The sequence below is a fragment of the Synechococcus sp. MIT S9504 genome, from assembly GCF_047497135.1.
Lineage (GTDB): Bacteria > Cyanobacteriota > Cyanobacteriia > PCC-6307 > Cyanobiaceae > Synechococcus_C.
The window spans coordinates 415237-437902 of the sequence record NZ_CP138942.1 but is presented as its reverse complement, the minus strand read 5'-3'; the positions used below and the strand labels follow the sequence as shown (position 1 = coordinate 437902).

Sequence of the window (22666 nt, the reverse complement as noted above, 5' to 3'; positions counted from 1 at the left end):
GATGCCCTTAATTTAAGGGGAACCATCATCAGCAATCTGCTCAAGCAACAACCACTGCCAGAAGCTGTCCGGCAAATCCTGACGGCCACCTTCATCAGCTTGCATCAGCCAATCCAGCAGTTGATGCGCGGGGCACTCAAACGGATAACGCTGATCAGCCCGGTCCTGAAAGCGCAACTCACAGCGACACGCCTGCAGCGGGGCATTGGCAGCACTCCAGCTCAGCACGTACCGATGGGGCTGTGCATCACTGCGGGCACGCGCCCCTTCGAACTGTCCCAACGGCAATCGTTCAAGTGCACGTCGCAGGGCCTGCTCTCTGCGAAGCCCACCGCAGTAAGGAGCGAACAGCGCCAGTTGAGCGTCTCCGGACGGACTGGACAACGTCATACCGTCGAGCTGTTTCAAGCATGCACCAGTTCACCGCCATGGCCCAGCCTGTGCCAAGGACATCTGATTCGAGCTCTATTGCAGAAACCTGGGCAGGTCGCAGGGTGGGAATCACAGGAGCAGGAGGTGAACTGGGTCGTGCACTGACTCGACGTCTCAGACAGAAGGGCGCCTGGGTCATCGCTCTGAGTCACCGCCCCAAACCGACCGAACTGAACAGCTTGACCGGGCCTCAGGAGTGGGTCTGCTGGAGCTGCGGAAAGGAAGAGGAACTTGATTCCACCTTGCTGGATCTGGATGTGCTCGTTCTCAACCACGGCATCAATCCCGGAGGCGATCAAAGCCCTGAGAGCCTGAACAGGGCCCTTGAAGTCAATGCCCTCAGCCAATGGAGGCTTTTGCAGCGCTTTGAGCAGCTTGAGAGGGGCCTCCAGCCACCGGCACATCCACCGGAGCTATGGGTGAACACATCGGAAGCGGAGATACAACCCGCACTCAGCCCTGCTTACGAGCTCAGCAAGCGCCTGATCGGCCAGCTCGTGAGCCTGCGCTGGAGCGCTCCTCGTCAGGAGAGGACCAGGCTGCCGAAACTGCGCAAACTGGTGCTCGGCCCATTTCGTTCGAACCTCAATCCGATCGGAGTGATGTCAGCTGATTTCGTCGCAGGCCAGATCCTCTGGCAGGCCGACCTGGGCCTGCCACTGATCATCGTCACCCCCAATCCAATCACCTTGCTGGCGATGCCTCTGATCGAGCTGGGGCGATTGGTCTACAACAGGATCCTGTGGCTTAATCGCCACGATCCGTGAGAATTTCGCATCCGTCGGAGGTCACGACGATTGTGTGCTCCCACTGGGCAGACAGGCTGCCATCGCGCGTGACCACAGTCCAGCGGTCCCTGAGCGTGCGACAGGCTTTGCTGCCGGCATTGAGGATTGGTTCCACCGCCAGGGTCATGCCAGGTCGCAGTTTGACGTTCGGCAGAACGTCCGTTCGGAAGTTGAAGACGGAGGGTTCTTCGTGAAGATTGCGGCCCACACCGTGCCCCGTGTAGTCCTCCACCACACTGAATCCCCCTTCATGGACGCGGTCCTCAACGGCTCCAGCGATGTCGAGCAGCGTGTTGCCTGAGCGGATCTGCGCCAGTCCTGCCATCAGTGACTCCTGAGCCACCCTGCTGAGGGTGGCCGCCTGCTCACTCACCTCACCAACGCAGATGGTGACGCAACTGTCGCCGTGATAGCCCTCGAAGAATGCTCCCGTATCCACCTTGAGCAGATCGCCGGCCTGAATCACCTTTTTGTTGCTGGGGATTCCGTGCACCACCTCGTCATTGATGCTCGAACAGATGCTTGCGGGGAACCCGTGGTACCCCTTGAAGCTCGGCGTTGCACCCATTTCTCGAATGCGCCGCTCGGCATGGGCATCCAGATCAGCGGTGGTCTGACCAGGCTCGACCATTTCCATGATCTCGCGAAGCACAGTTGCCACGATCCGACTGGCCTTGGCCATGATTTTCAGCTCTCTCGCCGATTTGATCTCCACGCCCCGACGTTGCTGAATGCGCGGGCCTGTGGCCGTCACGCTTCCGGTTTTGGTCGAGGAAAGCAGGTCAGCGAACAAGTTCATCGGTGATTCCTTCGGGCAGTCCCGACGTCCTGCTGTCACGCTATCAATGGTGACGAGCTAATGCCGGTGGCTCTCTGGATGGCACGACTGCGGCGCTGGCACAGCAAAGTGGCGCCTTTGGTTCTTCTGCCGTTGATGACCACAGTCATCACGGGCCTGAGCTATCGAGTGGCACGTGATTGGTTCGGAGTGAGCCGCGACAACGCCCACTGGCTGATGAGCCTGCATGAAGGGGAATGGCTTGGGCCGCAGCTTGAGCCGGTGGTGGTTGTCCTCAATGCACTGGGCGTGCTGTGGATGTTGATCACCGGCGGAGGAATGATGCTGCAGTCTTGGAGAAACGCCTGGAAGAAACGCTCAGTGGACGGCGGGCCGGCAGGGTAAGCTGATTGTTTGGCGTGATTACCCGGAGCTGGGATGGCAGCGGACCAGAAAGACACATCTGCACAAGACAACGCAGACGGCGCAAGTACTGAGAACGAGTCCCCGAAGACTGCTGCTCCAGCTGCCACGGCTGAACGTTTCAATCCTGATGAGTTGATCAGACAGTTTGAGCAGGCTCAGCAGAAAACCGATCTTCCTGACATCTATGTGGGCGATACCGTGCGAGTCGGCGTTCGCATCAGCGAAGGAAACAAGGAACGCGTCCAGCCTTACGAGGGAGTGGTGATCGCTAAGCGTCACGGCGGGGTGAATCAAACCATCACGGTTCGTCGGATTTTTCAGGGAATCGGCGTTGAGAGAGTCTTTATGCTGCATAGTCCTCAAGTGGCTTCCATCAAGGTGGAGCGCCGAGGTAAGGTACGTCGGGCGAAGCTTTTCTATCTGCGGGAACGGGTGGGCAAGGCCACCCGCGTGAAGCAGCGCTTCGATCGCTGAGGTTTAGGCCTCGTTCAATCCAATGCCATCGCGTTTGTGATGGTCGAGGGGTTCATCGCCTTGCGCCGTTAGTTCAGTTGGTAGAACGCAGGTCTCCAAAACCTGATGTCGGGGGTTCAAGTCCTCCACGGCGCGTCCGATGGCCCCTTCTGCAGTTTCCTAGTTTCGAGCATGGAGTTGGATCTTCAACCTGGTGATGTGGTCAAGGTCCTCGAATCAGCCGCCCTCGGCTGGGTTCGTGCCCGTGTCATTCGCGTCAAATCCGGAGGGCGTGTGGTCGTTCAAAGCGACCAGGGCCGTGAGTTCACTGCGCGTGGCAATCAGGTCCGTCTGATTGAGCCTGCAGGTTTCCGTCCCTGACCAAAACGTATCCATCCCTGCAAGGGATCACGGAGGCCGGTGGCTGTGCCCACCGGTTTTTTGTGTCTTCCTAAAGTGCTTGCGGTGAGAACATTCTCAGTGTCTGAACAGGGTTTTCCCCTCTAGTGAACAGATGGGCAGTCTTGAGGCGGAACCCATGTTCTGCCTCAAATTGAGGTGTGCTCGGGTCCATTCATCTCCACTGGAACAAGCTTCCCAAAGGGGCCCTCAACCGACATCTGAAAAGCGAACCTGTCGCCATGACTGATACCAATTCAGAAATGGTGGGTTCTGAAGCCAAATTGTTCTGAACCCGACCCACGCGCGTATTGACGGAGGGCAGGGCAACAGTCGATACTTTCGAAGTCGCGCAAGTGACGCAGATCAGATTCCAACGGACGAGCACCGTCGATCTGAATCCGATCTGGGACCGTAGTTCAACCGGTTAGAGCACCGCCCTGTCACGGCGGAAGTTGCGGGTTCGAATCCCGTCGGTCCCGTTCTTCATCCCGAGCCACACCATGGTGCGTGTTCGTCTGGCCCCAAGTCCAACGGGCACTCTCCACATTGGTACGGCAAGAACAGCAGTCTTTAACTGGTTGTTCGCACGAAACCAGAAAGGTCAGTTTCTGCTGAGGATTGAGGACACTGACAAGGAGCGCTCCAAGCCCGAGTTCACCGCCAACATTCTTGCTGGCCTCTCATGGCTTGGTATTGACTGGGATGAAGATCCCACGATTCAGAGCGAGCGGGTCAACGAGCATCGTGCCGCCATTCAGAAGCTGCTTGACCGAGGCCTTGCCTACCGCTGTTACGCCAGCGAAGAGGAGCTCGCAGCCATGCGAGAGGTCCAGAAAGCTGAGAACAGGGCACCTCGCTACGACAACCGACACAGACACCTCACAGCGGAGCAGGAAGCTTCGTTTCAGGCTGAAGGCTGTGAAGCGGTGATCCGCTTCCGGATCGATGACAGTGAGGAGATCCACTGGCGTGATCTTGTCCGTGGACCGATGCATTGGCGTGGATCAGATCTAGGCGGTGACATGGTTATTGCCCGTCGCGCTCCCGCTGACCAGATCGGTGACCCTCTCTACAACCTTGTGGTTGTGGTCGATGACGCGGCCATGGCGATCACGCATGTCATCAGGGGTGAGGACCACATCGCCAACACCGCCAAGCAGCTGTTGCTCTACCAGGCTCTTGAGCTGCCCGCCCCGATCTTCGCCCATACCCCACTGATCCTCAATGCGGAGGGGCGCAAACTGTCCAAGCGTGACGGCGTCACCTCGATCAATGATTTCCAGGCGATGGGTTACACGGCTGAGGCGATCGCCAACTACATGACCCTGCTTGGCTGGTCTGTTCCCGAAGGGATGGAGGAACGCTTCACTCTCTCGCAGGCAGCCGAAGTGTTCAGCTTCGATCGAGTGAACAAAGCCGGTGCGCGTTTCGACTGGGACAAGCTCAACTGGCTCAATGCACAGGTGCTGCATGGCCTCACACCGCAGCAACTGCTGGAGGACATCTCGCCGCTCTGGCGCGAGCAGGGATGGAACCTTCCTGAGGACGTGAGCTGGAGCCTCGCTTTGTGCGAATTGCTCGGCCCCTCTCTCACCCTGCTGAAGGACGGCATTGACCAGGCACAACCATTTTTTGTCTGTCCTGAGCTTGAGGACGATGGGCTCAAGCAACTTGAAGCCGATGGAGCCAGGGGGGCGATCGATCAACTTGTGGAGTCGCTCGAGAGTGATCCATGGGACGGCAATGACACCGCACAGGCACAGGAACTGCTGACCAATGCCGCAAGCAAAGCCGGAGTCAAAAAGGGTGTTCTGATGAAATCGTTGCGTGCTGCTCTGCTGGGCCGTCTCAAGGGACCGGATCTGATCACAACCTGGTCATTGCTGGCCAGGGTCGGGCAGGACCTGCCCCGTCTGAAGCGCTGCCTCACCTGACTCCTCAGGATCAGACTGAATCAGGCCTAAAACACGTGCCAAGGGCTGGGCCGTCAGTCCCTGCAAACCCACAGTCATCAGAATCGTGAGAAACACCAGACCCTGAAGTCGGCCTGCCCCGAGAATCCCGGCCTGTTCAAGGCGAATCGAAAACAGTGATGCCACGGCGGCCGTCACGATTCCTCTTGGCGCGAGCCAACCCATGAAAAGGCGTTGACGCCAGTCAAGTGGCAATCCGATCGTGGCAACGCCCACTGCTGCAGGACGCACCAGCAGCATCAGCATCATCACACAACTGACACCACCCCAGCCGAGCGGACTGAGTTCAGCCCACGACACATCAGCCGCCAGCAGCGGGAAAAGCATCGTGATCGCCAATCTGGCCAGTTCGCGAATCAGCTCATCCAGCTGAGCGGCCTGCGTGGATGGACGACGGCCCACCACAACACCTGCAGCGACCGATGCCGGCAGACCGGATTCGGGAAGCAGCCACTCGCAGATGGCAAACATGAGAAACAGAACGCCAAGAGTTAACTGCAGCCGTAAGCCGACGGCATGCTCTGAAGGCAAACGTCTCAACAGCTCGGCAAGCAGCCATCCAACAGCGACTCCGATCAACACCCCACCTCCCAGGCGGGACAGCAGGCCAATCGCCAGACCTCTCCAACCGTAGAGGTCGCCCAGCAGCAGCTCAAGCAGCAACAGTGCCAGCACCGCTCCCACGGGCTCGAGCACCAATCCCTCCGCTTCGAGGACATCCCCGAGGGGAGGAGCCAGGCGGATCTGTTGCACGATCGGTGTGACCACCGTGGGGCCTGTTCCCAACACAATGGCGCTGTAGACCGCAGCCACGGACCATCCCAATCCGGCCAGCCAGTGCGCTGCCAAAATTCCCGCTCCCAGCGACAGCAGCAAACGCAGCACGGAAATCCGCAGCACGGTCGCTTTGATGGTGTCTCCGGGCAAGCGCAGATTCAGCCCACCATCAAACAGAACGAGACTCACAAGCAGGCCAACGGTGGTCTCAAGGCCCTCTCCCAGGTCCAGAGGCTCCACGAGTCCAAGACCGGATCGTCCGATCAGCAGTCCTGACAACAGCAACAGCACCACCCCTGGAAGGCCTGACAGGGCGGCAAGCAATCGCGCCCCGGCTCCGGCGAACACCGTGATGCCCCAGAGCAGTCCGAGCCTCTCAGGCGTCATCGATGGATGCGAATTGCGGTTCCACACGCACACCGATGACCGCTTCAGGGCGAATCACCAGATACTCCCCTTCGAGATCCCCAAGGGGGACATTCACAAAAGCCTGACCACTCGCGCCGCTGGCCAGTGCCTGGTACCACTCCTGAAAGGACTCGAGAGTGGGGAAATGCACGACCTCTGTTTGACCTCCAGAGAGGTGAAGCGAAATCTTGTAACGGCGTGGGGTGCGTGTCATCAGCGAACCGTACAGGCCCAGGGGGAAAGCGGGCTCCCAGCAGCCACATAGAGCGGGTGACGAGGTTGACCGCTGCGGGTGGTGCCGATCACCAGTGGAGGAGCCCCCTGCCCACGCACAGCAAGGGCCCTGGCGAGCATCTTGACCACCTTCTTGTCACGCAGATGCAGGGAGCCCGACGCACCCCAGCCCAACCACAGGTCGCAGCCAGGTGAGCGGGACCATGTCTCGAACCAGCTGTTCAGCACTCGGTCGCAGTCCAGCCCTACAGGATCGATGCAACGATGCAAGGCCGCTGGGGATGGAGAGATCCTCCCAAACAAATTGAGCACCACAAGCTGGTGATAGCCCCAGGCCCGTGCGAAACCCTGCAGACGTCTCAGCGTGGGGTCGTCACGACCACCATCGGCCAGGGAAGGATTGAGGCCGACAAACAGGAGAACCTTGAAGGGATCATCCGGTGACGGCCTGAGAATTGGACGACGCAGCATCCAGCGATAACGCCCGCAGGGGCTGAAGGCGGCATCAGCCGTTGAGCAAGGCAAGTGCAGCTTCAAGAATCCTGCCGCTGGCTCGACCATCTCCGAAGGGGTTCACAGCCCTGGCCATCTGCTCATAGGCCTTCGGATCATCGAGGAGGAGTGACGCCTCACGGTTGATTGAATCAGTGTCCGTTCCGACAAGTCTTGCGGTACCGGCATCAACGGCCTCGGGACGCTCAGTCGTGCGACGCAGCACCAGGACCGGCTTTCCCAGCGCGGGAGCCTCCTCCTGAAGACCTCCGGAATCGGTGAGCAGCAGGGTGCACCCTTTCATTGCAGCAACCAACCGGTCGTAGTCGAGGGGCTCGCTCAGAACCACACGGGGATGGTCGCCGAGCAAAGCTCGCAGAGGCTCCCGAACTGTTGGATTGCGATGCAGAGGCAGCAGCAGCACGACGTCAGGATGGCCTTCAAGAACCTCAAGCATGCCCGCAGCGATGCTGTGCAATCGCTCTCCCCAGTTCTCCCGGCGATGGACTGTGGCCAAAATCACGCGCTGATTGGCCCAGTCGATGGGCAGATCAGAAAGAACAGGGGCCTGCTCAGCCATGCGCAGGAGGGCATCGATGACCGTATTGCCCGTGACCATGACCCGACCGACCACGCCGGAAGCCTTCAGGTTGGCTTCTGAGCGCTCGGTGGGAGCGAAATGCAACTGGGACACCTGGGAGATCAGCCGGCGATTCGCCTCTTCAGGGAATGGATCAAGGAGATTGTCCGTGCGCAGACCGGCCTCCACATGGCCCACGGGGATCTGCTCGTAAAACGCTGCCAGAGCAGCGGCAAAGGCCGTTGTGGTGTCTCCCTGAACCAGAACCAGTCCAGGCGGAAAAGCTTGGAAGTCATCGCGCAGGCCCTGAAGAGCTGAGCAGGTGACGTGCGTCAGCGTCTGACGCGGAGCCATCAGGCCAAGATCCTGATCCGCCCTGATTCGGAAGAGATCCATGACCTGCGTCACCATTTCGCGATGCTGTCCCGTGAGGACAACGCGAGTATCCAGCGCTGAACAGCCCCGGAATTCCTGAATCACCGGAGCAAGCTTGATGGCTTCCGGTCTGGTGCCAAGCACGATGGTCACACGGGGCCTGGCAGCCATAAACAGAGGGTTGATGGAGCGATCCTAAGCGCGTTTCACGCAGCTCTTCTGAAGCATTCACTTGCCAACAGGACAGCTGTGGCGAAGCTGAGCAAAGACGTCAGGGAATTGTGTGAGTCAGCCGATCTTTCCACCGGGCTTTCCCACTGGCGCCGTCTCCCCGCCAGGGCATCCATCACCAGCCGCCACAGCGATCAGCGACGGGAAGGATGGGGCGCCCAGCCTGGAGCAGATCGTACGCATCGCCCATGAAAAGGGACATTCAGACGTTCATCTCGGAGTCGGTGAAATCCCTCGATACCGGGCCCGTGGCGAGATGCTGACGACGGAGTGGCCCTGCACAACTCAGCAAACCTTCCAGCGCTGGCTGAGGGAAATCCTGACGCCGCAGCAGATCGATGATTTCCATCAGATCAAGGAATTCGATGGTGCCCACGCGTTTTCCTTTGTGCGCGTGCGCATCAACCTTCTGGACTCCCTGCGGGGGCCAGCCATGGTTCTGCGGCTGATTCCCCAGACGATCCTGACCCTTGAGCAGCTGAACCTGCCCGGTGTTCTGCGTGATCTGTCCTCACGACCCAAGGGGCTCGTCCTGATCACCGGCCCAACCGGATCCGGGAAAAGCACAACACTGGCGGCGATGATCGACTGGATCAATCGAAACCAGAATCGCCACATCCTCACCATTGAAGATCCGGTCGAGTTCGTCCACACAAGCCAAAGCTCACTGATTCGACATCGGGAGGTCGGACTGCACACCCTGAAATTTCACAACGCTCTGAAAGCGGCTCTACGGGAAGATCCCGACGTCATTCTCGTGGGTGAGATTCGCGACCAGGAGACCCTGAGCACTGCCCTGGAAGCCTCTCAAACCGGGCACCTGGTGTTTGGAACACTCCACACAAATTCAGCCGTCAAGACCGTGGAGAGAGTGCTTGGCATGTTCCCACCCGAGGACCAGGAGAGCGTGCGTCGATCTCTGTCGGAGTCACTACTGGGTGTGATTTCTCAGGGCCTCATCCGAACCACAGATGGCAAGCGGGCCGCTTTCCACGACATCCTGATCAATACGGAAGCCTGTAAGGACTACATCCAGCGTGGAGCCCTGGATGAAGTTGAAGAGATCATGCAGCGAAGTAGTTTTGACGGAATGGTTACCACCAATCAATGCCTGCAGAGTCTTGTGGAGCAGGAGAGAGTCGAAGCTGACCAGGCTGTGGCTCAGAGCCTGAAACCCAATGAACTGGCTCAGGCCTTGAGGGGAAAGGGTTAGGCGTGGGGTTTCGATCGTCAGGCGGCTGGGGCGCTGGAAGCGGAAACCCTGATCACGAACAGAATTCCGAGCGACACAGACAATCCCAGCATGGCTAGGCGTCCATTCCAGATTTCTGCCTGGGGCGTAAAACCTCTGCGCCAAGCATTCAATTCACCGGAATCAACCTGTTCAACGTTGTTCTGCTGGCGCGTCTCGGCCTTGATCGACATCACCTTGTTGCAAGTCGCGACACCCTATGCACTGCAGCTCAGAAAGGCGGATTCGATTGATACAGAGGAGCGCAGTTTTCGAGAGCCCAGCGTGCTGAAACGCCCAGAGCCAATGAACTGGAGATGGCTGCGGAGTGCAAACGTCCAAGCGCAGCTGCCCCCACCATCGCTGCGTTATCGGTGCAATAGCTGAGTGGTGCCAGGTGCACCTCAACTCCCTGTTCAGCACCTCTGACATGCATGCATTCACGCAACCGTTGATTGGCGGCCACGCCGCCCACCATCACCAGTGTTGACAGATGAAGATCGCAACAGCATCGGAGGCTGCGATCGACCAGTACATCCACAACGACCTGCTGGAAGCTGGCGGCCAGATCGGCCAGGGGCAGTGGCTGATCCCAAGTCCGACAAGCCTCAACCTGACGAAGCATGGCCGTTTTGAGGCCACTAAAAGAAAAGTCGTAGGGGTAATAGCCCCCTCCAGGTTTTGAGACGCGACCTTTCGGAAGGTTGAAGCGGCTGACATCACCCTCAACGGCAGCAGCCTGAATTGCCGGCCCTCCTGGGTACTCCAGCCCCAGCAGACGAGCAACCTTGTCGAAGGCCTCACCAGCGGCGTCGTCATGGCTGCGACCGAGCCGCTCCAGCGCTCCTGTTGCCTCGACGCGTATCAGTTCCGTGTGCCCACCGCTCACCAGCAGAACGAGATAAGGCGGGGCTGGCGGGGACAACGCCAGCCGAACCGAGGCCAGATGGGCTTCAAGATGGTGAATGGCAATAAAAGGTCGGTTGTGAAGCGCCGCCAGAGTGCGGCCCGTCAAGGAACCCACCATCAGGGCCCCAACAAGACCTGGGGTCACAGTGGCAGCAACGGCATCCAGATCGCTGATCGGCAGTGCTGCGTCATTGAGCGCCTGACCGATCAAATGAGGCAGTGCTTCCACATGCCTGCGTGAGGCGATCTCCGGCACCACTCCGCCCCACTGGGCATGTTCCTCAATCTGGGATGCAATCCGATGCGACAGCACCTGCAGGCGACCTCCGCTCTGTTCCACAACAGCCGCGGCAGACTCGTCACAACTTGTTTCGAGCGCTAGCACCTTGGCCATGCAGGTCAACAAGCTCCACTACTGTCAATTTGATACATCCTGCCTCCCAAGGGCAGGTTCAACAGGCACCGTTCCGATGCGTCGTTTCTTCGCTCTCGCGCTTTCGGCCCTGCTGGTGTTCGGTTTCGCACCGGTCGCCAGAGCTGATGTAGCAGGGCTGACTCCCTGTTCTGAAAGTGCACGTTTCCAGCAACGTGCCAGTGCAGCCTCAACGCCACAGGCCGTCGCCCGCTTCAAGATGTACAGCAAAGCCTCCTGTGGTGAGGATGGTCTTCCCCATCTGATCGTTGACGGTCGTTGGAACCATGCTGGTGATTTCGTACTCCCAGGACTGATGTTCCTTTACATCACCGGAACCATTGGCTGGGCCGGACGTGACTATCTCAAGGCCATTCGCGGTCGCAAGGATCAAAACATGCTTGAGATCCAGCTAGACATGAAACTTGCGTTGAACTCCGTTGTCAAAGCAGCCACATGGCCTGTTGCTGCCATTTCAGAGTTCAACAGTGGCAAGCTGACTGAAAGTGATTCGAAAATCACAGTTTCACCCCGCTGATTACAAAAGCTCCTTTACCTAACTACCCAAGGATGAAAAAATTTCTCTCCACTGCACCTGTGGTTGCCGCCATCTGGTTCACGTTGACGGCAGGCATCCTGATCGAGTGGAACAGATTCTTCCCCGACCTGCTGTTCCACCCGCTCTGATTTGCTCAAGCTGCGGCCAGCCCCATTAACCGCTCAAGCTCGTCAAGAGCGGTTTTGAGGTCATCGTTGATGACAACAGCGTCAAATTCCTGCTGGGCTCTGAGTTCAGTCCTCGCACGATCCAGACGTCTGGCAATCGCGGCTTCATCTTCCGTGCCTCGGCCACGGATCCTTTGTTCGAGCTCTGCAAAACTTGGCGGTGCAAGAAAGATCTGCAGGGCTTGAGGAAAGCTGCCGCGCACCTGACGAGCACCCTCGAGTTCGATTTCCAGCAAAACAGGAGTCCCCGACTCAAGCCTCTTCAAGACAGGTTGCTTGGGGGTTCCGTAGCAGTTCCCGGCGAATTCAGCCCACTCCAGCAACCCTCCCTCGCTGACCAGTTGGTCAAATGATTCACGCGAGTGGAAGAAGTAATGAATGCCATCCTTTTCACCCTCGCGAGGAGCCCGGGTGGTGGCCGAAACGGAAAGCCAGAGCTGCGGATGACGCTCAAGTAAGCGTGTCACCAGAGTCCCTTTGCCAACGCCACTGGGGCCTGTCAGCAAAGTGAGCCTGGCGCGGAGATCAGTCGTTGCCATGGCTTGTGTGAGGTCAGGCAGCAGGGTAGGAAGGCACCCCAGTCGAAAGGCCACCGGATAGCGATGGCAAACAGCACGCTTCAGGTGATGGACCTCACCAGCCTTCGGGCGGTTCTGGGGGATCTGCGAACACAGATCATTCCAAGTCGCTTTGAAAAAGCACAACAACCGAATCAGCAGAGCCTGCAGCTGGGCTTCCGAACCCTGACCGGGATGGTCTGGCTGGAACTCAGCTGGCAGGCAGAGGCCGCCAGACTTGTTCAGATTCCCCCTCCCAGCAGGATTGGAACTGGCAGCACGCTGGCTCAGCAGGTTCAGCACGGCCTGAAGCAGCTGGCCCTGGTGGAACTGGAGCAGCGTGACTTTGAGCGGGTTGTGCTGTTGCATTTCGCCCCACGCCCAGGCGAGGAAAGCGTGCGCACTTTGGTTCTCGAGCTGATGGGTCGCCACAGCAATGTGCTGCTGCTGGATGACCAGAAGCGGATCACCGCGATTGCCAGACAGGTCAGACAGCACCAGTCACGGGTACGGCCCTTGAGCAGTGGAGATGCTTATCTCCCGCCACCATCGCTGCAGAGCCTGCCACCAAGCCTCGAGGAGCCGTTCGAGCAGTGGAAGCGCAGGCTGACTCTGGTCCCTGTCGATCTGGGCAAAGCGCTGCGCGACACCTATCAGGGCATCAGCCCCGCTCTGACAAGGCAACTCATCAGCTTTCCCCCAGAGGATGAGCTGCCGTTGCAGCTCTCAGCCAGCACTCCGGTAACAGAGATCCGCGACAACCAGTGGCTGCTGCTGCATCAACGCTGGACGCAATGGCTGAAACATCTCAATCGTGGCGAATTCACCCTTTACCTCGATGAGTCGGGTGGCTATCGCGTCTGGAATGATCCGGCAGACTCAGCAGGTGAAGGTGAATCACTCAGCCTTCGTTTAGGGCTGTATTACCGGAACCATCTCAACCAGCGACAACTGCTGAGGGAGAGCCAGGAGCTGCAACAGCTTTTGGAACAGAGCCGACAACGGGAACAGGCCCAACGTCTCGAGCAGGTTGAGCGACTGCATGCCACTGCTGGAGCCGATGATCTTCAACACCAGGCGGATGCCATTTTCTGTCAGGCCGCTCCTGACAGAGACAGCATCGACCAGGCCCAGAAGCTTTACCAGCGCGCCAGACGGCTGCGACGCTCCATTCCTCTGATCGAAGAACGACTGGCCCATCACGATCAACGTCTTGCGCTGATTGAAGGCAGCGCAAGCTTCCTGGCAGATCTGATGCAGGCGGACTGGGACGATGCTGACGATCGCAACCGACAATTGCGCGAGCTGAAGGCCGAACTGGAGGATTTGCTGACCCCTCGCCGTCGCCGTCGCCGCAGCGGTCCTCCACCGGGTCAACCTCAGCCACTGGAGATCCGCTCCAAGCATGGACTTGTGATTCAGGTGGGGCGCAATCACCGCCAGAACGAGTGGATCAGTCTGCATCAGGCTCGCGCAGGTGATCTCTGGTTTCATGCACAGGAGTGTCCGGGAAGCCATGTCGTGCTCAAGGCCTCGGCAGCGGCTGCTTCAGAGCTGGACCTGCAGCTTGCGGCAGACCTTGCAGCCTGGTTCAGCAGGGCGAAGGGAAATCGAAGGGTGCCGGTGGTGATGACGGGCGTGGAACATCTCCAGAGAATTCCTGGCACTGCACCAGGGACCGTGAGACATCGCCAGGCCGAGCTGGTCTGGGCGGAACCGGACCGTGCGCACAAAACCCTTGAGACTTGGAACCCCCTAGCCTGATCCAAGCCACCTGCTCAATCACCTCTGACGCCGATCACGCCTGAAGAGTCCCCGAAGCTGTCACCGCCGCCGCCGATTCGGATCGGAGTTCAGGACAGTCCTCCCAACGACGTGGAGATGCCTCTGGTTGATCATCTGGAGGAACTGCGTCAGAGAGTGCTGCGCAGTCTTGTCGCAGTGGTTGTCTGTGCCTTGGCCTGCCTTCTGGCGGTGCGGCCTCTGGTCAGAATTCTTGAAGAGCCCGCCGGTTCGATCCGATTCCTGCAACTGGCTCCTGGGGAGTTTCTGTTCGTCTCTTTCAAAGTGGCCGGCTATGCGGGACTCACGCTGGCACTCCCCTACGTGCTGTATCAGGGACTGGCCTTTGTTCTGCCAGGCCTGACCCGTGGAGAGCGTCGACTGATTGCGCCGTCGGTGGCGGGATCAGCTGTTCTGTTCATGGCTGGGCTGGGCTTTGCGTGGTGGGCACTGGTGCCTGCTGCGCTGAATTTTCTCGTCAGTTACGGCGCCGATGTCGTTGAGCCCCTCTGGTCGATTGAGCGCTATCTCGACTTCGTTCTGCTGCTCATGCTGTCGACCGGGCTGGCTTTTCAGCTTCCAGTTCTGCAGCTTCTTCTGGGAGTCTTCGGCCTGGTCAACTGGCAACGCATGCTCTCCGCATGGCGCTGGGTCGTGCTGATTTCAGCCCTGGCTGGTGCTGTCCTGACGCCGTCCACGGACCCGGTCACCATGTTGTTGCTAGCTGGGGCAATCACCGCTCTCTACCTGATCGGAGTGCTTCTCGTCGCAGCGGTTCAACGGTTCAGAGCAGAAACTCCTCCAGAGTCCCCTCCCCCTGCAGCTGCAGACTGAGCGCCTTTCCTAGTCGCGGCTTGTCCCGGGTCGTGAGCAACCAGTCCCGAACAGTCTCCGCTTCCCCCAGTCTGTTGACGATTTCCAGGACTTCCGCGAGATGAGCCCGGTAATCGGGCTCATCCAGAGGGAAGGACTGTTGCTCGAGGTAAGCCCACATCACCTGGATGTACATCCGCCTGCGCCTGGTGACGAGCTGAAGGTCATAACTGGCTTGCCAGCGAGAGCGCAGCAGGTCGATGACTTCATCGACCGACAGAGGGCGCGACTGCCTCTCGGAGGAGGGATCAGCGAGCACTGATGAAGACCTTAAACATCAATGAAAATCCAGTCTCGGCAAAGTGTGACACGCCCCTATAGCGCCCATAATGGGTCCCATCCAGTGCCCAACGAACGTCAGACATGACTCAGATGCCAGCCGCTGATGTGCCCGGAATGGGCCGCAGGCAGTTCATGAATCTTCTGACCTTTGGGTCCGTGACTGGCGTCGCCCTCGGAGCGCTCTATCCGGTGGTGAACTACTTCATTCCTCCACGTGCTGCAGGAAGCGGTGGAGGCACCAGTGCCAAGGATGAACTCGGCAATCCCGTGACGCTGACGGGCTGGCTGAGTGACCACCCCACAGGTGATCGCAGTCTTGTCCAGGGGCTTAAGGGAGATCCCACTTATTTAATCGTTGAAGGTGAGGACGCCATCGGCAGTTACGGCATCAATGCTATCTGCACTCATCTGGGCTGTGTTGTCCCTTGGAACAGTGGTGCCAACAAGTTCATGTGCCCTTGCCACGGCAGCCAATACGACGCCACCGGCAAGGTGGTGAGGGGCCCTGCGCCCCTCTCTCTGGCCCTCGCCAACGTGAGCGTTGAGGACGACAACGTTTTCGTGAGCCAGTGGACCGAAACCGACTTCCGAACAGGTGAGAAGCCCTGGTGGGGCTGATCAACAACCTTTTTCCCACCGCTCTCTCAAACAAGCCTCCGATGCGCCGAATTCTCTCCCCACTTTTCGCAGCCCTGATCATGGGCTTTGCCGTGTTCGCGGCTCCCTCAAGCAGCTGGGCTTACCCCTTCTGGGCTCAACAGAACTATGCATCCCCAAGAGAAGCCACAGGCAAGATAGTCTGCGCAAACTGCCACCTGGCCAAGAAAATCACCCAGGCAGAGGTTCCTCAATCCGTTCTTCCAGACACGGTGTTCAAGGCGTCAGTGAAAATCCCTTACGAGCAAGGCCTCCAGGAAATCGGTGCAGACGGCAGTGATGTGGGTTTACAGGTCGGAGCTGTGATCCAACTCCCTGACGGCTTCACCCTGGCCCCCCAGGACCGCTGGACTGATGAGATCAAAGAGGAAACGGAAGGTGTTTATTTCACGCAGTACAGCGATGATCAACCCAACATTCTTCTTGTAGGTCCGATTCCAGGTGATCAGCACCAGGAAATCGTTTTCCCTGTCCTTTCACCGGATCCTGCAACCGACAGCAACATCCACTTCGGCAAATACCAGATTTTCGTGGGGGGTAACCGAGGCCGCGGTCAGGTCTATCCCACCGGAGAGAAGAGCAACAACACCGTTTACACCTCTCCCGCCAGCGGCACCGTCTCAGCCATTGAGGATGGCGACAATGGAGCCAAGGTCATCACCATCGACACCGCTGACGGCGAGAGCAGCACGGAAACCATTCCCGTGGGGCCTGCGCTGCTGGTTGGAGTCGGTGATGCCATTGAAGCCGGTGCTCCCCTGACCGATGACCCGAATGTGGGTGGCTTCGGCCAGGTTGATGCTGAAGTTGTGCTTCAGAACCCCGTTCGCATCTATGGTCTGTTGGCTTTCTTCGCAGCTGTTTCTCTCGCCCAGATCATGTTGGTTCTGAAGAAGAAGCAGATCGAGAAGGTGCAAGCCGCTGAGGGTGTCTGAGATCAGTGTTGGTCCCTGCAATTTTCACGTCCCCCGGGCCCGAGCTGTTTCAGCTCGGGCCTTTCGCACTGCGTTGGTATGGACTGCTGATTGCTGTTGCAGTCCTGATCGGACTCAATCTCTCCAGCTGGCTGGCGCGACAGCGCGGCCTTGACGCCAATCTGATCAGTGATCTGCTGCCGATCCTCGTGCTTGCCGCAGTCGTCGGTGCGAGGACTTATTACGTCGCCTTCGAGTGGGGTTCCTACCAACGCTCATGGTGGGATGTGTTCGCAATCTGGAAAGGAGGTATTGCTATCCATGGAGCACTCCTGGGGGGCTCACTGGCGGTGATTCTGTTCTGCCGTTGGCGACGGGTTCCCTTCTGGGATCTTTTGGACGTGTTGGTGCCCTCAGTGGTACTGGGACAGGCCATCGGGCGCTGGGGGAACTTCTTCAATTCGGAAGCGTTTGGGGTCCCAACCGATCTGCCTTGGAAACTGTTTATTCCCGAAGGAAACCGGCCAAGTGTTTTCAAAACGTCTGAATTCTTCCACCCCACATTTCTCTACGAATCCCTCTGGAACATCGGAATTTTTGTGTTGTTAATGGTTCTTTTTCGACTCGGACGCGAGAGAAAGATCTCGCTGCCGTCAGGAGCTCTCAGCTGCATTTATCTGCTCAGCTATAGCCTTGGTCGCATCTGGATCGAAGGCTTGAGGATCGACCCGCTCTGCCTCGGCGGACAACCACCCTTCTGTGACGGGGGCCTGCGCATCGCTCAGCTGATGAGCCTCAGCTTGATGGCCATTGCAGGCTTCGGTTTGTTCTGGCTGTATGGACGCAAGACGGCTCTTCCGGATCCGGGTCTGAAGCAGGCAGACCCTTCATGACCATGATCTCGATCGTGGGTGCTGGCCCGGGAGCACCTGATCTGCTGACTCGCCGAGCCGAAGACCGCATTTTCAACGCTGATGTTCTGATCTGGACCGACTCGCTGGTCTCACCTCAGATCGCCGATCTTGCCCCCGCTGGATGTGAACGGGTCCGGACCAGCACTCTCACTCTGGAAGAGGTTCTGCCCCTGATGATCGAACGTGCCACCAGCGGGAAGAAAGTGGTGCGCCTTCATGATGGCGACCCCTGTCTCTACGGAGCTCTGAGTGAACAGGTCTGCGGACTTGCCGATGCAGGAATCGAGGTGGAGGTTGTTCCTGGCATCAGCGCCTATCAGGCAACCGCTTCTGCTCTGAAGGCGGAACTGACGATCCCAGGTCTGGTTCAGACGATCGTGCTGAGTCGCAGCGGAGGCCGAACAGGCGTTCCTGAACGAGAAGATCTGAGGAACCTGGCAAGCCTTCAGGCTTCGCTTTGTCTCTACCTCAGCGCCCGCCATGTGGATGAGGTTCAATCCACGCTGCTTCAGCACTACCCAGCAGACACTCCGGTCGCTATCGGCTATCGGGTCAGCTGGCCTGATGAATCACTGGACCTGGTCCCTCTCGATCAGATGGCGAAGATCACGCACGATCGCAATCTGATTCGCACCACGCTGTATGTGATTAGTCCAGCCTTTCGTTCAACCAATCAGCGATCGAAACTGTATTCGCCTGATCATGACCATTTATTCCGGCCCAGGCACTGAAAACTGGGGACAGGTGGTGTTTTAAGATTGCCCCATCGGGCGATTAGCACAGTGGTAGCGCACTTCCTTCACACGGAAGGGGTCACTGGTTCGAATCCAGTATCGCCCATGGATTTCAGGCCCTTGTTTTGCAGGGGTTTCATCTGATTCCCAAGTTCAGATGCCTTTCAAAAGCAACATTATTTAAAGCAACAAAAACCACAAGCCAAAGACCAATTAGCGGATTTGACTATCGAGCTTTTGATCTTGAAAACTCAATCCGCGATTCATTGCGATGATGCAGCCCTGACAAGCCTCCTGAGTCATCTTTGTTATTGAGTCTTGATAGCGCTTCATCCATCAATAGCCTTCTGCATGAAGGGGGCCTGGCAGACCGGTTCAAACTACATTCGGTTCAAAAGATTTCATTTGTCATGGCAAAGGGCTACTGGATCAGCACTGGCACGATTCACACCCCGTTGGCCATGGTCCCTTACATCAGCCGACTCACTGAATGGCTACCGACCGTCGGAGCAAAATTTCTTGTGCGTGATGTCCAGTGTGATGTTCGTGAAGGATCCCCTGGTTCCCTGAATGTGATCATCGAGTTCCCATCTCTGGAGTCAGCGGTTTCTGCCTATGAGTCAAAGGACTATCAGTCCCTGATTGAGCTGCGAACACCCCACTCTGATCTCACCCTGTCGATCTCGGAAGAGTTGGTTGCCTAATTCTTCAGGGTGTTGATCACTACGGATGTTTTGAAGGTTTTCGTGCAAAATCATCTCGTCTTCGGGTCAACACCGGAGATGCGTCGAACCAAGGAGGGGTGGGACCCTCCTTTTTTTCTTGGCTGATCCACGCCGCTGGACATGACGACCACAGCCCATCCGCAGTTCTGTGAGCAGATGCGCCAAGATCGCTGCAATTTTGGATCAGGCGATGCTTCGAATGAAGAACCCGATTCTTCAAAAAATCTGGGCGGTCCTCACCTGGAGATGGCGCATGCAGATCGCCCTCAATGCTCCCTTTGCGCTTCTCTGGGTTGCTGACAAGACCAATCCAGCAGTGCATGCTTTCAACATGACGGCTCTCTCAGCCATGCATGCTGAATGGCTGGCACCGATGATCGGTATTGCCTGATATTGCATCAGGAAACAGCGATCAACGCTGACGGAGCGTGAGCATCCAAAGCCAGATTGCAAACAATGTTCCGACTGGAATCACGATCACAAGCAGCTGAGCGATCACCAGATTACGAACTTCGGGGTCCATCGTTCAGAAGGGAATCACAAGAGACCAGCGCTTGCGTCTGTATCGCCATCGCTTGCCCGAGTCCTCCACTTCTGGGACTTCACCTGCATTGAACCCCTTCGGATCTCCAGGATTGTCGCTGACCTCAACAGCCCCTTGCATCGGCAACTCATAGCCCACAAATTGATCACCTTCTTGTTTGCAAGAACGCACCTGATGTTGCGAATAGCTGGTCCATAACCCCGCTCTGCGCACGCTGTAACGACCGGCAGATTCAGCCCACCGACTGCATGCCCGCAAGGCTGACTCCGACGACTCATAACGTCCGAGGGCCTCAATGAAACTGACGAGGTTGGGAACCTGAGTCACAACCAGAGCCGCCAGAAGCAGCTGAGTCATCCGGGTTGATTTCATCAAGCTGTGCTCACTCCCTCACAATCACCTCAAATCCTGATGCCATGCGGAAAACAAGGCTCAGCCACGCCTGACCGCAATAAGGGAAGGCTGAATTCCGATGTGGCAACTGTCTCTGTGTGCCTCGTGGCACTGACAGAACAGCAGATCAAGCTTAATTTCACGGCAATTGTTTCAGTGAGGGTCGGATGTGGTTATCGGATTCCGAGCAGGCAAAGGATGGAACAACCGTCTCAACCCTGCAGGAGATCGGTGAACTGCTCCGTCAGGCTCGGCTCGAACAGGGTCTGAGCTGCGAGCAACTAGCTCAGTCCCTGAAAATGGGCAGCGAACAGTTGCAGGCTCTTGAAAATGGTGATCTGCAGAGACTTCCTGAACCGGTTTTCATCAAGGCAATGACCCGCAGGGTCGCCTCCAAGCTCGGACTCGATAGCGACCCCCTGATCACCAGACTTCAAGACGTTCTGCCTGCTCCCAAGGCCGCCAACAACTTCTCGAGTTCCCTGTCCGGAAGTGTTGCTGCCAACGGTGGTGTCGCAAAGGCAGGAGCGTCAACCCGTTCGCAAAGCACCGACAGCGTTTTTATGCCATGGCAGCGCCTGGCATTGGCTGCTCTGGCGATCGGTGCTGTCACCGGTGGAGCAATGGTGGTGGCCAGTCAACGTCGATCCATTGAGCCAGCCTCGATCAAGGCGGCAACGATGTTGAAACAACCCACTGCGCCCACACCTCAACCAGCTGCACCTCAGGAGAAGTCCGCAGGATCGATCTCCATCAGCAGCAAGGAACCCAGCTGGCTCTCAATCCGCAATGGCGAAGGGGAGATTGTTTATGAGGGAACCCTCTCTGACAGCAAATCCCTGCCTGCAGAATCGAATTTGGAGATCTACGCCGGACGGCCTGACCTGGTCCTGATCAGCAATGGAGACGAAGCACCCAGGCCCCTCGGGCCCATCGATCAGGTGCGCTGGTACAAACTCAATCCTGAACTCTGACTTTGAGGTGCAGACCGGTGACATCCCTCACCAGTGCTGAGCAGCTTTCAAGACTCCACTGTTCAAGGCTGAGGTTCTGATTCAGACGCTCCGGCACCAGCTCCAGGATCAGATCATTACCTTTCGCATCGGTTTTCAACGTCTGAACAACGGGATCGGGACGTCGATCCAGGGCCGCGGCCAGGCGAAGTAACAGAGCCATCTCTGACACTGTTTTGCGATTATCCCGGGTCTGAAGGGCCTGCCAGGACTCATGACGCTTCTTCGGAAGACTGCGACGGTGATAACGGGCGATGGCCGCAATCATCAGATGTTCGGATTCGGAATAACCCAGTAGCTCGCCGTGGCGGATGAGATACCAGGAATGCTTGTGATAGGCACTGAGATTGATGTGCTGACCACAGGCATGGAGCATGGCCGCAGCCCAGAGGAGATCCCGGCCGGATCCGTCATCACGATGCAAGGTCTTGTGGGTGCTGTCGTAAAGATTGAGTGCGTGGCTGGCAACCCGCTCTGCACGGGCCTGATTGACAGCAAAACGTTGCACCTGATGGATCACGGTGCGCTGGCGGATGCTGCTTTGAAAACTGAAGCGGTCTTCCAGGAGGCCATGACGCAACATCCAATCCACGATCAGCCCCTCGCGCAGCGCCCGCTCGCTCAGAACCAGTTCATCAACTCCCAGCATCTGCATTGTGGTTTGCAGGATGAGCGAACCAGGCACGATGATTTCCGCACGCCGATCGTTGATGGCCGCTAGACCACGTCGCTGCTCAGGTGTCATGACGGCCAGACGGTCCACGACACGGTTCAGACGCTGCCTTGAAACCTTGTAACCATGGAGCTTCAGAGGTGGCCGGTCGTCTTCGCTGGCCGCCAAAGCACCGATGGCCATTGCCGTGCCGCTGGTCGCCACAAGCACTGGTGTCTCTCCAGGCTTGATACGTCGATGCACCTTGTCCACAGCAGGTTCAAGCGAACCCTGGATGAACGCCTGCAGAAATGAGCGGCGCTGGGGAGGGATCGGGTCGTCCTTGACGAAATCCCGCTGCAGCCTGACGGCACCGACGCGTGTGCTGGTGAGAGCACGGGCATCCCGACCATCCGCAAGGATCAGTTCCGTGGAGCCTCCGCCGATATCCAGCACCAGATGAGGACGATCACCGAAGGGCATGCCCGACAGCACGCCCAGGTAGATCAGCCGTGCCTCCTCCGGGCCACTGACCAGATCCACATCCAGGTCGAGTTCATCCTTGATTGTTTGCAGAAAGTCCCTGCCGTTTGGAGCCTCCCGTACAGCACTGGTCGCGGCAACAACAACCTGCTCCACCTGATGGCTCACGGCCAGCTCACGAAAACGGCGAAGGCTCTCCAACCCTCTGGCCATCGCTTCGGGTGTCAGCTCGCCTGTCTCGGGATCTCTCTCCCCGAGACGGGTATTCGACTTCTCGGCCAGATCGATGCTGAAAGTCCCCAGGGCCACATCCACCGAAGCCACGAGCATGTGGGTGGAATTGGTGCCCACGTCAATGGCGGCAACAGTCCTGACTTTTCGCGATCCACTCAGATCACCGTTCGCTGACTGCTTGGCCGATTGATGGCTGGGGTCCACCGCGGGTGCTGGGGAAGACTCGGCACCTGGCATGGCGCACCGTGATGGAGACGAACCCACTCTGCCATCGGTGCTCCG

General features: G+C 58.0%; 29 protein-coding genes and 3 tRNA genes. 20 read left to right on the top strand and 12 right to left on the bottom strand.

Annotated features, from left to right (window positions below; translation table 11 throughout):
* Positions 1-12 precede the first annotated feature (12 nt).
* Complete coding sequence (gene ebsA / locus SIB58_RS02470; RefSeq protein ID WP_231857008.1) at positions 13-408, bottom strand: type IV pilus biogenesis protein EbsA; 396 nt, start codon at positions 406-408, stop codon at positions 13-15.
* Positions 409-410: 2 nt separating this feature from the next.
* Here ebsA and SIB58_RS02465 point away from each other — a divergent pair, with 2 nt between their 5' ends.
* Positions 411-1199 (top strand): SDR family oxidoreductase, encoded by a 789-nt coding sequence (locus SIB58_RS02465; RefSeq protein ID WP_156486592.1) that lies wholly within the window; start codon positions 411-413, stop codon positions 1197-1199.
* On the opposite strand, the gene map is transcribed toward SIB58_RS02465, so the two are convergent.
* Positions 1180-2019 carry a type I methionyl aminopeptidase gene (map, locus tag SIB58_RS02460; RefSeq protein ID WP_066906145.1) on the bottom strand — a complete coding sequence of 280 codons (840 nt, stop codon included), beginning with the start codon at positions 2017-2019 and terminating at the stop codon, positions 1180-1182. The genes SIB58_RS02465 and map overlap by 20 nt on opposite strands.
* A 60-nt stretch (positions 2020-2079) precedes the next feature.
* Here map and SIB58_RS02455 point away from each other — a divergent pair, with 60 nt between their 5' ends.
* The 6 genes from SIB58_RS02455 to gltX all read left to right on the top strand — a co-directional run bounded on the left by SIB58_RS02455 (position 2080) and on the right by gltX (position 5213).
* On the top strand, positions 2080-2403 hold the full coding sequence (locus SIB58_RS02455; RefSeq protein ID WP_082823319.1) for a peptidase: 324 nt from the start codon (positions 2080-2082) through the stop codon (positions 2401-2403).
* Between the two features lie 33 nt (positions 2404-2436).
* On the top strand, positions 2437-2898 hold the full coding sequence (gene rplS / locus SIB58_RS02450; protein WP_066905902.1) for a 50S ribosomal protein L19: 462 nt from the start codon (positions 2437-2439) through the stop codon (positions 2896-2898).
* Positions 2899-2960: 62 nt separating this feature from the next.
* Positions 2961-3033, top strand: a tRNA-Trp gene (locus tag SIB58_RS02445).
* A 36-nt stretch (positions 3034-3069) separates the two neighbouring features.
* A complete protein-coding gene (locus SIB58_RS02440) occupies positions 3070-3258 on the top strand; it encodes a hyperconserved protein Hcp (RefSeq protein WP_006043540.1) in 189 nt (62 codons plus the stop codon).
* A 426-nt stretch (positions 3259-3684) separates the two neighbouring features.
* Positions 3685-3758: transfer RNA gene (locus SIB58_RS02435), tRNA-Asp, on the top strand.
* 21 nt (positions 3759-3779) lie between these two features.
* Positions 3780-5213, top strand: a complete 1434-nt coding sequence (gene gltX / locus SIB58_RS02430) for a glutamate--tRNA ligase (RefSeq protein ID WP_066905904.1) — start codon at positions 3780-3782, stop codon at positions 5211-5213.
* Here the strand turns inward: gltX and SIB58_RS02425 are convergent.
* The 4 genes from SIB58_RS02425 to wecB are packed head-to-tail and all read right to left on the bottom strand — an operon-like array spanning position 5157 to position 8289.
* Positions 5157-6416 carry a cation:proton antiporter gene (locus tag SIB58_RS02425; protein ID WP_067325855.1) on the bottom strand — a complete coding sequence of 420 codons (1260 nt, stop codon included), beginning with the start codon at positions 6414-6416 and terminating at the stop codon, positions 5157-5159. The two genes, gltX and SIB58_RS02425, sit on opposite strands and share 57 nt — an antisense overlap.
* Positions 6406-6651 carry a hypothetical protein gene (locus tag SIB58_RS02420; RefSeq protein WP_066905907.1) on the bottom strand — a complete coding sequence of 82 codons (246 nt, stop codon included), beginning with the start codon at positions 6649-6651 and terminating at the stop codon, positions 6406-6408. The genes SIB58_RS02425 and SIB58_RS02420 overlap by 11 nt, the downstream gene beginning before the upstream one ends.
* Positions 6651-7196, bottom strand: a complete 546-nt coding sequence (locus tag SIB58_RS02415; protein ID WP_231857009.1) for a DUF1643 domain-containing protein — start codon at positions 7194-7196, stop codon at positions 6651-6653. The genes SIB58_RS02420 and SIB58_RS02415 overlap by 1 nt, the downstream gene beginning before the upstream one ends.
* Positions 7177-8289 carry a non-hydrolyzing UDP-N-acetylglucosamine 2-epimerase gene (gene wecB / locus SIB58_RS02410; protein ID WP_066905911.1) on the bottom strand — a complete coding sequence of 371 codons (1113 nt, stop codon included), beginning with the start codon at positions 8287-8289 and terminating at the stop codon, positions 7177-7179. Before wecB ends, SIB58_RS02415 begins: the two co-directional genes overlap by 20 nt.
* 112 nt (positions 8290-8401) lie before the next feature.
* On the opposite strand from wecB, the gene SIB58_RS02405 reads away from it, so the two are divergent.
* The gene (locus tag SIB58_RS02405; protein WP_066905913.1) at positions 8402-9562 is read left to right on the top strand and encodes a type IV pilus twitching motility protein PilT; all 1161 of its coding nucleotides are present in this window, start codon (positions 8402-8404) and stop codon (positions 9560-9562) included.
* Positions 9563-9579: 17 nt separating this feature from the next.
* On the opposite strand, the gene SIB58_RS02400 is transcribed toward SIB58_RS02405, so the two are convergent.
* Both SIB58_RS02400 and tsaD read right to left on the bottom strand, forming a co-directional pair.
* Positions 9580-9774, bottom strand: coding sequence for a hypothetical protein (locus SIB58_RS02400; RefSeq protein WP_066906153.1), 195 nt, complete (start codon positions 9772-9774; stop codon positions 9580-9582).
* Between the two features lie 38 nt (positions 9775-9812).
* Complete coding sequence (tsaD, locus tag SIB58_RS02395) at positions 9813-10883, bottom strand: tRNA (adenosine(37)-N6)-threonylcarbamoyltransferase complex transferase subunit TsaD (RefSeq protein WP_066905915.1); 1071 nt, start codon at positions 10881-10883, stop codon at positions 9813-9815.
* Between the two features lie 76 nt (positions 10884-10959).
* On the opposite strand from tsaD, the gene SIB58_RS02390 reads away from it, so the two are divergent.
* Positions 10960-11439 (top strand): Photosystem I reaction center subunit III, encoded by a 480-nt coding sequence (locus tag SIB58_RS02390; protein ID WP_066906154.1) that lies wholly within the window; start codon positions 10960-10962, stop codon positions 11437-11439.
* A 32-nt stretch (positions 11440-11471) separates the two neighbouring features.
* The gene (gene psaJ / locus SIB58_RS02385; RefSeq protein ID WP_066905917.1) at positions 11472-11588 is read left to right on the top strand and encodes a photosystem I reaction center subunit IX; all 117 of its coding nucleotides are present in this window, start codon (positions 11472-11474) and stop codon (positions 11586-11588) included.
* Between the two features lie 5 nt (positions 11589-11593).
* On the opposite strand, the gene gmk is transcribed toward psaJ, so the two are convergent.
* Positions 11594-12166 (bottom strand): guanylate kinase, encoded by a 573-nt coding sequence (gene gmk / locus SIB58_RS02380; protein WP_066906157.1) that lies wholly within the window; start codon positions 12164-12166, stop codon positions 11594-11596.
* A 63-nt stretch (positions 12167-12229) separates the two neighbouring features.
* Between gmk and SIB58_RS02375 the strand changes: the two genes are divergently transcribed.
* Both SIB58_RS02375 and tatC read left to right on the top strand, forming a co-directional pair.
* The gene (locus tag SIB58_RS02375; RefSeq protein ID WP_066905921.1) at positions 12230-13948 is read left to right on the top strand and encodes an NFACT family protein; all 1719 of its coding nucleotides are present in this window, start codon (positions 12230-12232) and stop codon (positions 13946-13948) included.
* 117 nt (positions 13949-14065) lie between these two features.
* A complete protein-coding gene (tatC, locus tag SIB58_RS02370) occupies positions 14066-14800 on the top strand; it encodes a twin-arginine translocase subunit TatC (RefSeq protein WP_066906159.1) in 735 nt (244 codons plus the stop codon).
* Here the strand turns inward: tatC and SIB58_RS02365 are convergent.
* Positions 14751-15098: a DUF3067 family protein gene (locus SIB58_RS02365; RefSeq protein WP_066905923.1), complete on the bottom strand. Its 348-nt coding sequence runs from the start codon at positions 15096-15098 to the stop codon at positions 14751-14753. The two genes, tatC and SIB58_RS02365, sit on opposite strands and share 50 nt — an antisense overlap.
* A gap of 104 nt (positions 15099-15202) precedes the next feature.
* Between SIB58_RS02365 and petC the strand changes: the two genes are divergently transcribed.
* From petC to SIB58_RS02330, 7 genes are all read left to right on the top strand, one after another.
* Positions 15203-15739 carry a cytochrome b6-f complex iron-sulfur subunit gene (gene petC, locus SIB58_RS02360; RefSeq protein ID WP_066905926.1) on the top strand — a complete coding sequence of 179 codons (537 nt, stop codon included), beginning with the start codon at positions 15203-15205 and terminating at the stop codon, positions 15737-15739.
* A 41-nt stretch (positions 15740-15780) separates the two neighbouring features.
* Positions 15781-16713 (top strand): cytochrome f, encoded by a 933-nt coding sequence (petA, locus tag SIB58_RS02355; protein WP_066906161.1) that lies wholly within the window; start codon positions 15781-15783, stop codon positions 16711-16713.
* Between the two features lie 20 nt (positions 16714-16733).
* Positions 16734-17585 carry a prolipoprotein diacylglyceryl transferase gene (gene lgt, locus SIB58_RS02350; RefSeq protein ID WP_066906163.1) on the top strand — a complete coding sequence of 284 codons (852 nt, stop codon included), beginning with the start codon at positions 16734-16736 and terminating at the stop codon, positions 17583-17585.
* Positions 17582-18337: a precorrin-4 C(11)-methyltransferase gene (gene cobM / locus SIB58_RS02345; protein ID WP_066905928.1), complete on the top strand. Its 756-nt coding sequence runs from the start codon at positions 17582-17584 to the stop codon at positions 18335-18337. The genes lgt and cobM overlap by 4 nt, the downstream gene beginning before the upstream one ends.
* Positions 18338-18374: 37 nt before the next feature.
* Positions 18375-18446: transfer RNA gene (locus tag SIB58_RS02340), tRNA-Val, on the top strand.
* Positions 18447-18750: 304 nt separating this feature from the next.
* Positions 18751-19044 (top strand): DUF1330 domain-containing protein, encoded by a 294-nt coding sequence (locus SIB58_RS02335; protein ID WP_066905930.1) that lies wholly within the window; start codon positions 18751-18753, stop codon positions 19042-19044.
* A gap of 220 nt (positions 19045-19264) precedes the next feature.
* Entirely contained in the window at positions 19265-19456 is a 192-nt protein-coding gene (locus SIB58_RS02330; RefSeq protein ID WP_066906165.1) for a hypothetical protein, read from the top strand.
* Positions 19457-19591: 135 nt separating this feature from the next.
* Here the strand turns inward: SIB58_RS02330 and SIB58_RS02325 are convergent, their stop codons facing one another.
* Positions 19592-19966 (bottom strand): hypothetical protein, encoded by a 375-nt coding sequence (locus tag SIB58_RS02325; protein WP_066905932.1) that lies wholly within the window; start codon positions 19964-19966, stop codon positions 19592-19594.
* A gap of 203 nt (positions 19967-20169) precedes the next feature.
* On the opposite strand from SIB58_RS02325, the gene SIB58_RS02320 reads away from it, so the two are divergent.
* Entirely contained in the window at positions 20170-20976 is an 807-nt protein-coding gene (locus SIB58_RS02320) for a helix-turn-helix domain-containing protein (protein ID WP_066905934.1), read from the top strand.
* On the opposite strand, the gene SIB58_RS02315 is transcribed toward SIB58_RS02320, so the two are convergent.
* Entirely contained in the window at positions 20960-22621 is a 1662-nt protein-coding gene (locus SIB58_RS02315; RefSeq protein WP_066905936.1) for a Ppx/GppA phosphatase family protein, read from the bottom strand. The two genes, SIB58_RS02320 and SIB58_RS02315, sit on opposite strands and share 17 nt — an antisense overlap.
* Between the last annotated feature and the right edge of the window lie 45 nt (positions 22622-22666).

Bases quoted from the DNA above. Each gene is read 5' to 3' on its own strand.
- SIB58_RS02465 (WP_156486592.1), top strand. From the start codon at position 411: ATGCACCAGTTCACCGCCATGGCCCAGCCTGTGCCAAGGACATCTGAT.
- map (WP_066906145.1), bottom strand. From the start codon at position 2,019: ATGAACTTGTTCGCTGACCTGCTTTCCTCGACCAAAACCGGAAGCGTG.
- SIB58_RS02455 (WP_082823319.1), top strand. From the start codon at position 2,080: ATGCCGGTGGCTCTCTGGATGGCACGACTGCGGCGCTGGCACAGCAAA.
- rplS (WP_066905902.1), top strand. From the start codon at position 2,437: ATGGCAGCGGACCAGAAAGACACATCTGCACAAGACAACGCAGACGGC.
- SIB58_RS02440 (WP_006043540.1), top strand. From the start codon at position 3,070: ATGGAGTTGGATCTTCAACCTGGTGATGTGGTCAAGGTCCTCGAATCA.
- gltX (WP_066905904.1), top strand. From the start codon at position 3,780: ATGGTGCGTGTTCGTCTGGCCCCAAGTCCAACGGGCACTCTCCACATT.
- SIB58_RS02425 (WP_067325855.1), bottom strand. From the start codon at position 6,416: ATGACGCCTGAGAGGCTCGGACTGCTCTGGGGCATCACGGTGTTCGCC.
- SIB58_RS02420 (WP_066905907.1), bottom strand. From the start codon at position 6,651: ATGACACGCACCCCACGCCGTTACAAGATTTCGCTTCACCTCTCTGGA.
- wecB (WP_066905911.1), bottom strand. From the start codon at position 8,289: ATGGCTGCCAGGCCCCGTGTGACCATCGTGCTTGGCACCAGACCGGAA.
- SIB58_RS02400 (WP_066906153.1), bottom strand. From the start codon at position 9,774: ATGTCGATCAAGGCCGAGACGCGCCAGCAGAACAACGTTGAACAGGTT.
- tsaD (WP_066905915.1), bottom strand. From the start codon at position 10,883: ATGGCCAAGGTGCTAGCGCTCGAAACAAGTTGTGACGAGTCTGCCGCG.
- SIB58_RS02390 (WP_066906154.1), top strand. From the start codon at position 10,960: ATGCGTCGTTTCTTCGCTCTCGCGCTTTCGGCCCTGCTGGTGTTCGGT.
- psaJ (WP_066905917.1), top strand. From the start codon at position 11,472: ATGAAAAAATTTCTCTCCACTGCACCTGTGGTTGCCGCCATCTGGTTC.
- gmk (WP_066906157.1), bottom strand. From the start codon at position 12,166: ATGGCAACGACTGATCTCCGCGCCAGGCTCACTTTGCTGACAGGCCCC.
- SIB58_RS02375 (WP_066905921.1), top strand. From the start codon at position 12,230: ATGGCAAACAGCACGCTTCAGGTGATGGACCTCACCAGCCTTCGGGCG.
- tatC (WP_066906159.1), top strand. From the start codon at position 14,066: ATGCCTCTGGTTGATCATCTGGAGGAACTGCGTCAGAGAGTGCTGCGC.
- petC (WP_066905926.1), top strand. From the start codon at position 15,203: ATGACTCAGATGCCAGCCGCTGATGTGCCCGGAATGGGCCGCAGGCAG.
- petA (WP_066906161.1), top strand. From the start codon at position 15,781: ATGCGCCGAATTCTCTCCCCACTTTTCGCAGCCCTGATCATGGGCTTT.
- cobM (WP_066905928.1), top strand. From the start codon at position 17,582: ATGACCATGATCTCGATCGTGGGTGCTGGCCCGGGAGCACCTGATCTG.
- SIB58_RS02335 (WP_066905930.1), top strand. From the start codon at position 18,751: ATGGCAAAGGGCTACTGGATCAGCACTGGCACGATTCACACCCCGTTG.
- SIB58_RS02330 (WP_066906165.1), top strand. From the start codon at position 19,265: ATGAAGAACCCGATTCTTCAAAAAATCTGGGCGGTCCTCACCTGGAGA.
- SIB58_RS02325 (WP_066905932.1), bottom strand. From the start codon at position 19,966: ATGACTCAGCTGCTTCTGGCGGCTCTGGTTGTGACTCAGGTTCCCAAC.
- SIB58_RS02320 (WP_066905934.1), top strand. From the start codon at position 20,170: ATGTGGTTATCGGATTCCGAGCAGGCAAAGGATGGAACAACCGTCTCA.
- SIB58_RS02315 (WP_066905936.1), bottom strand. From the start codon at position 22,621: ATGCCAGGTGCCGAGTCTTCCCCAGCACCCGCGGTGGACCCCAGCCAT.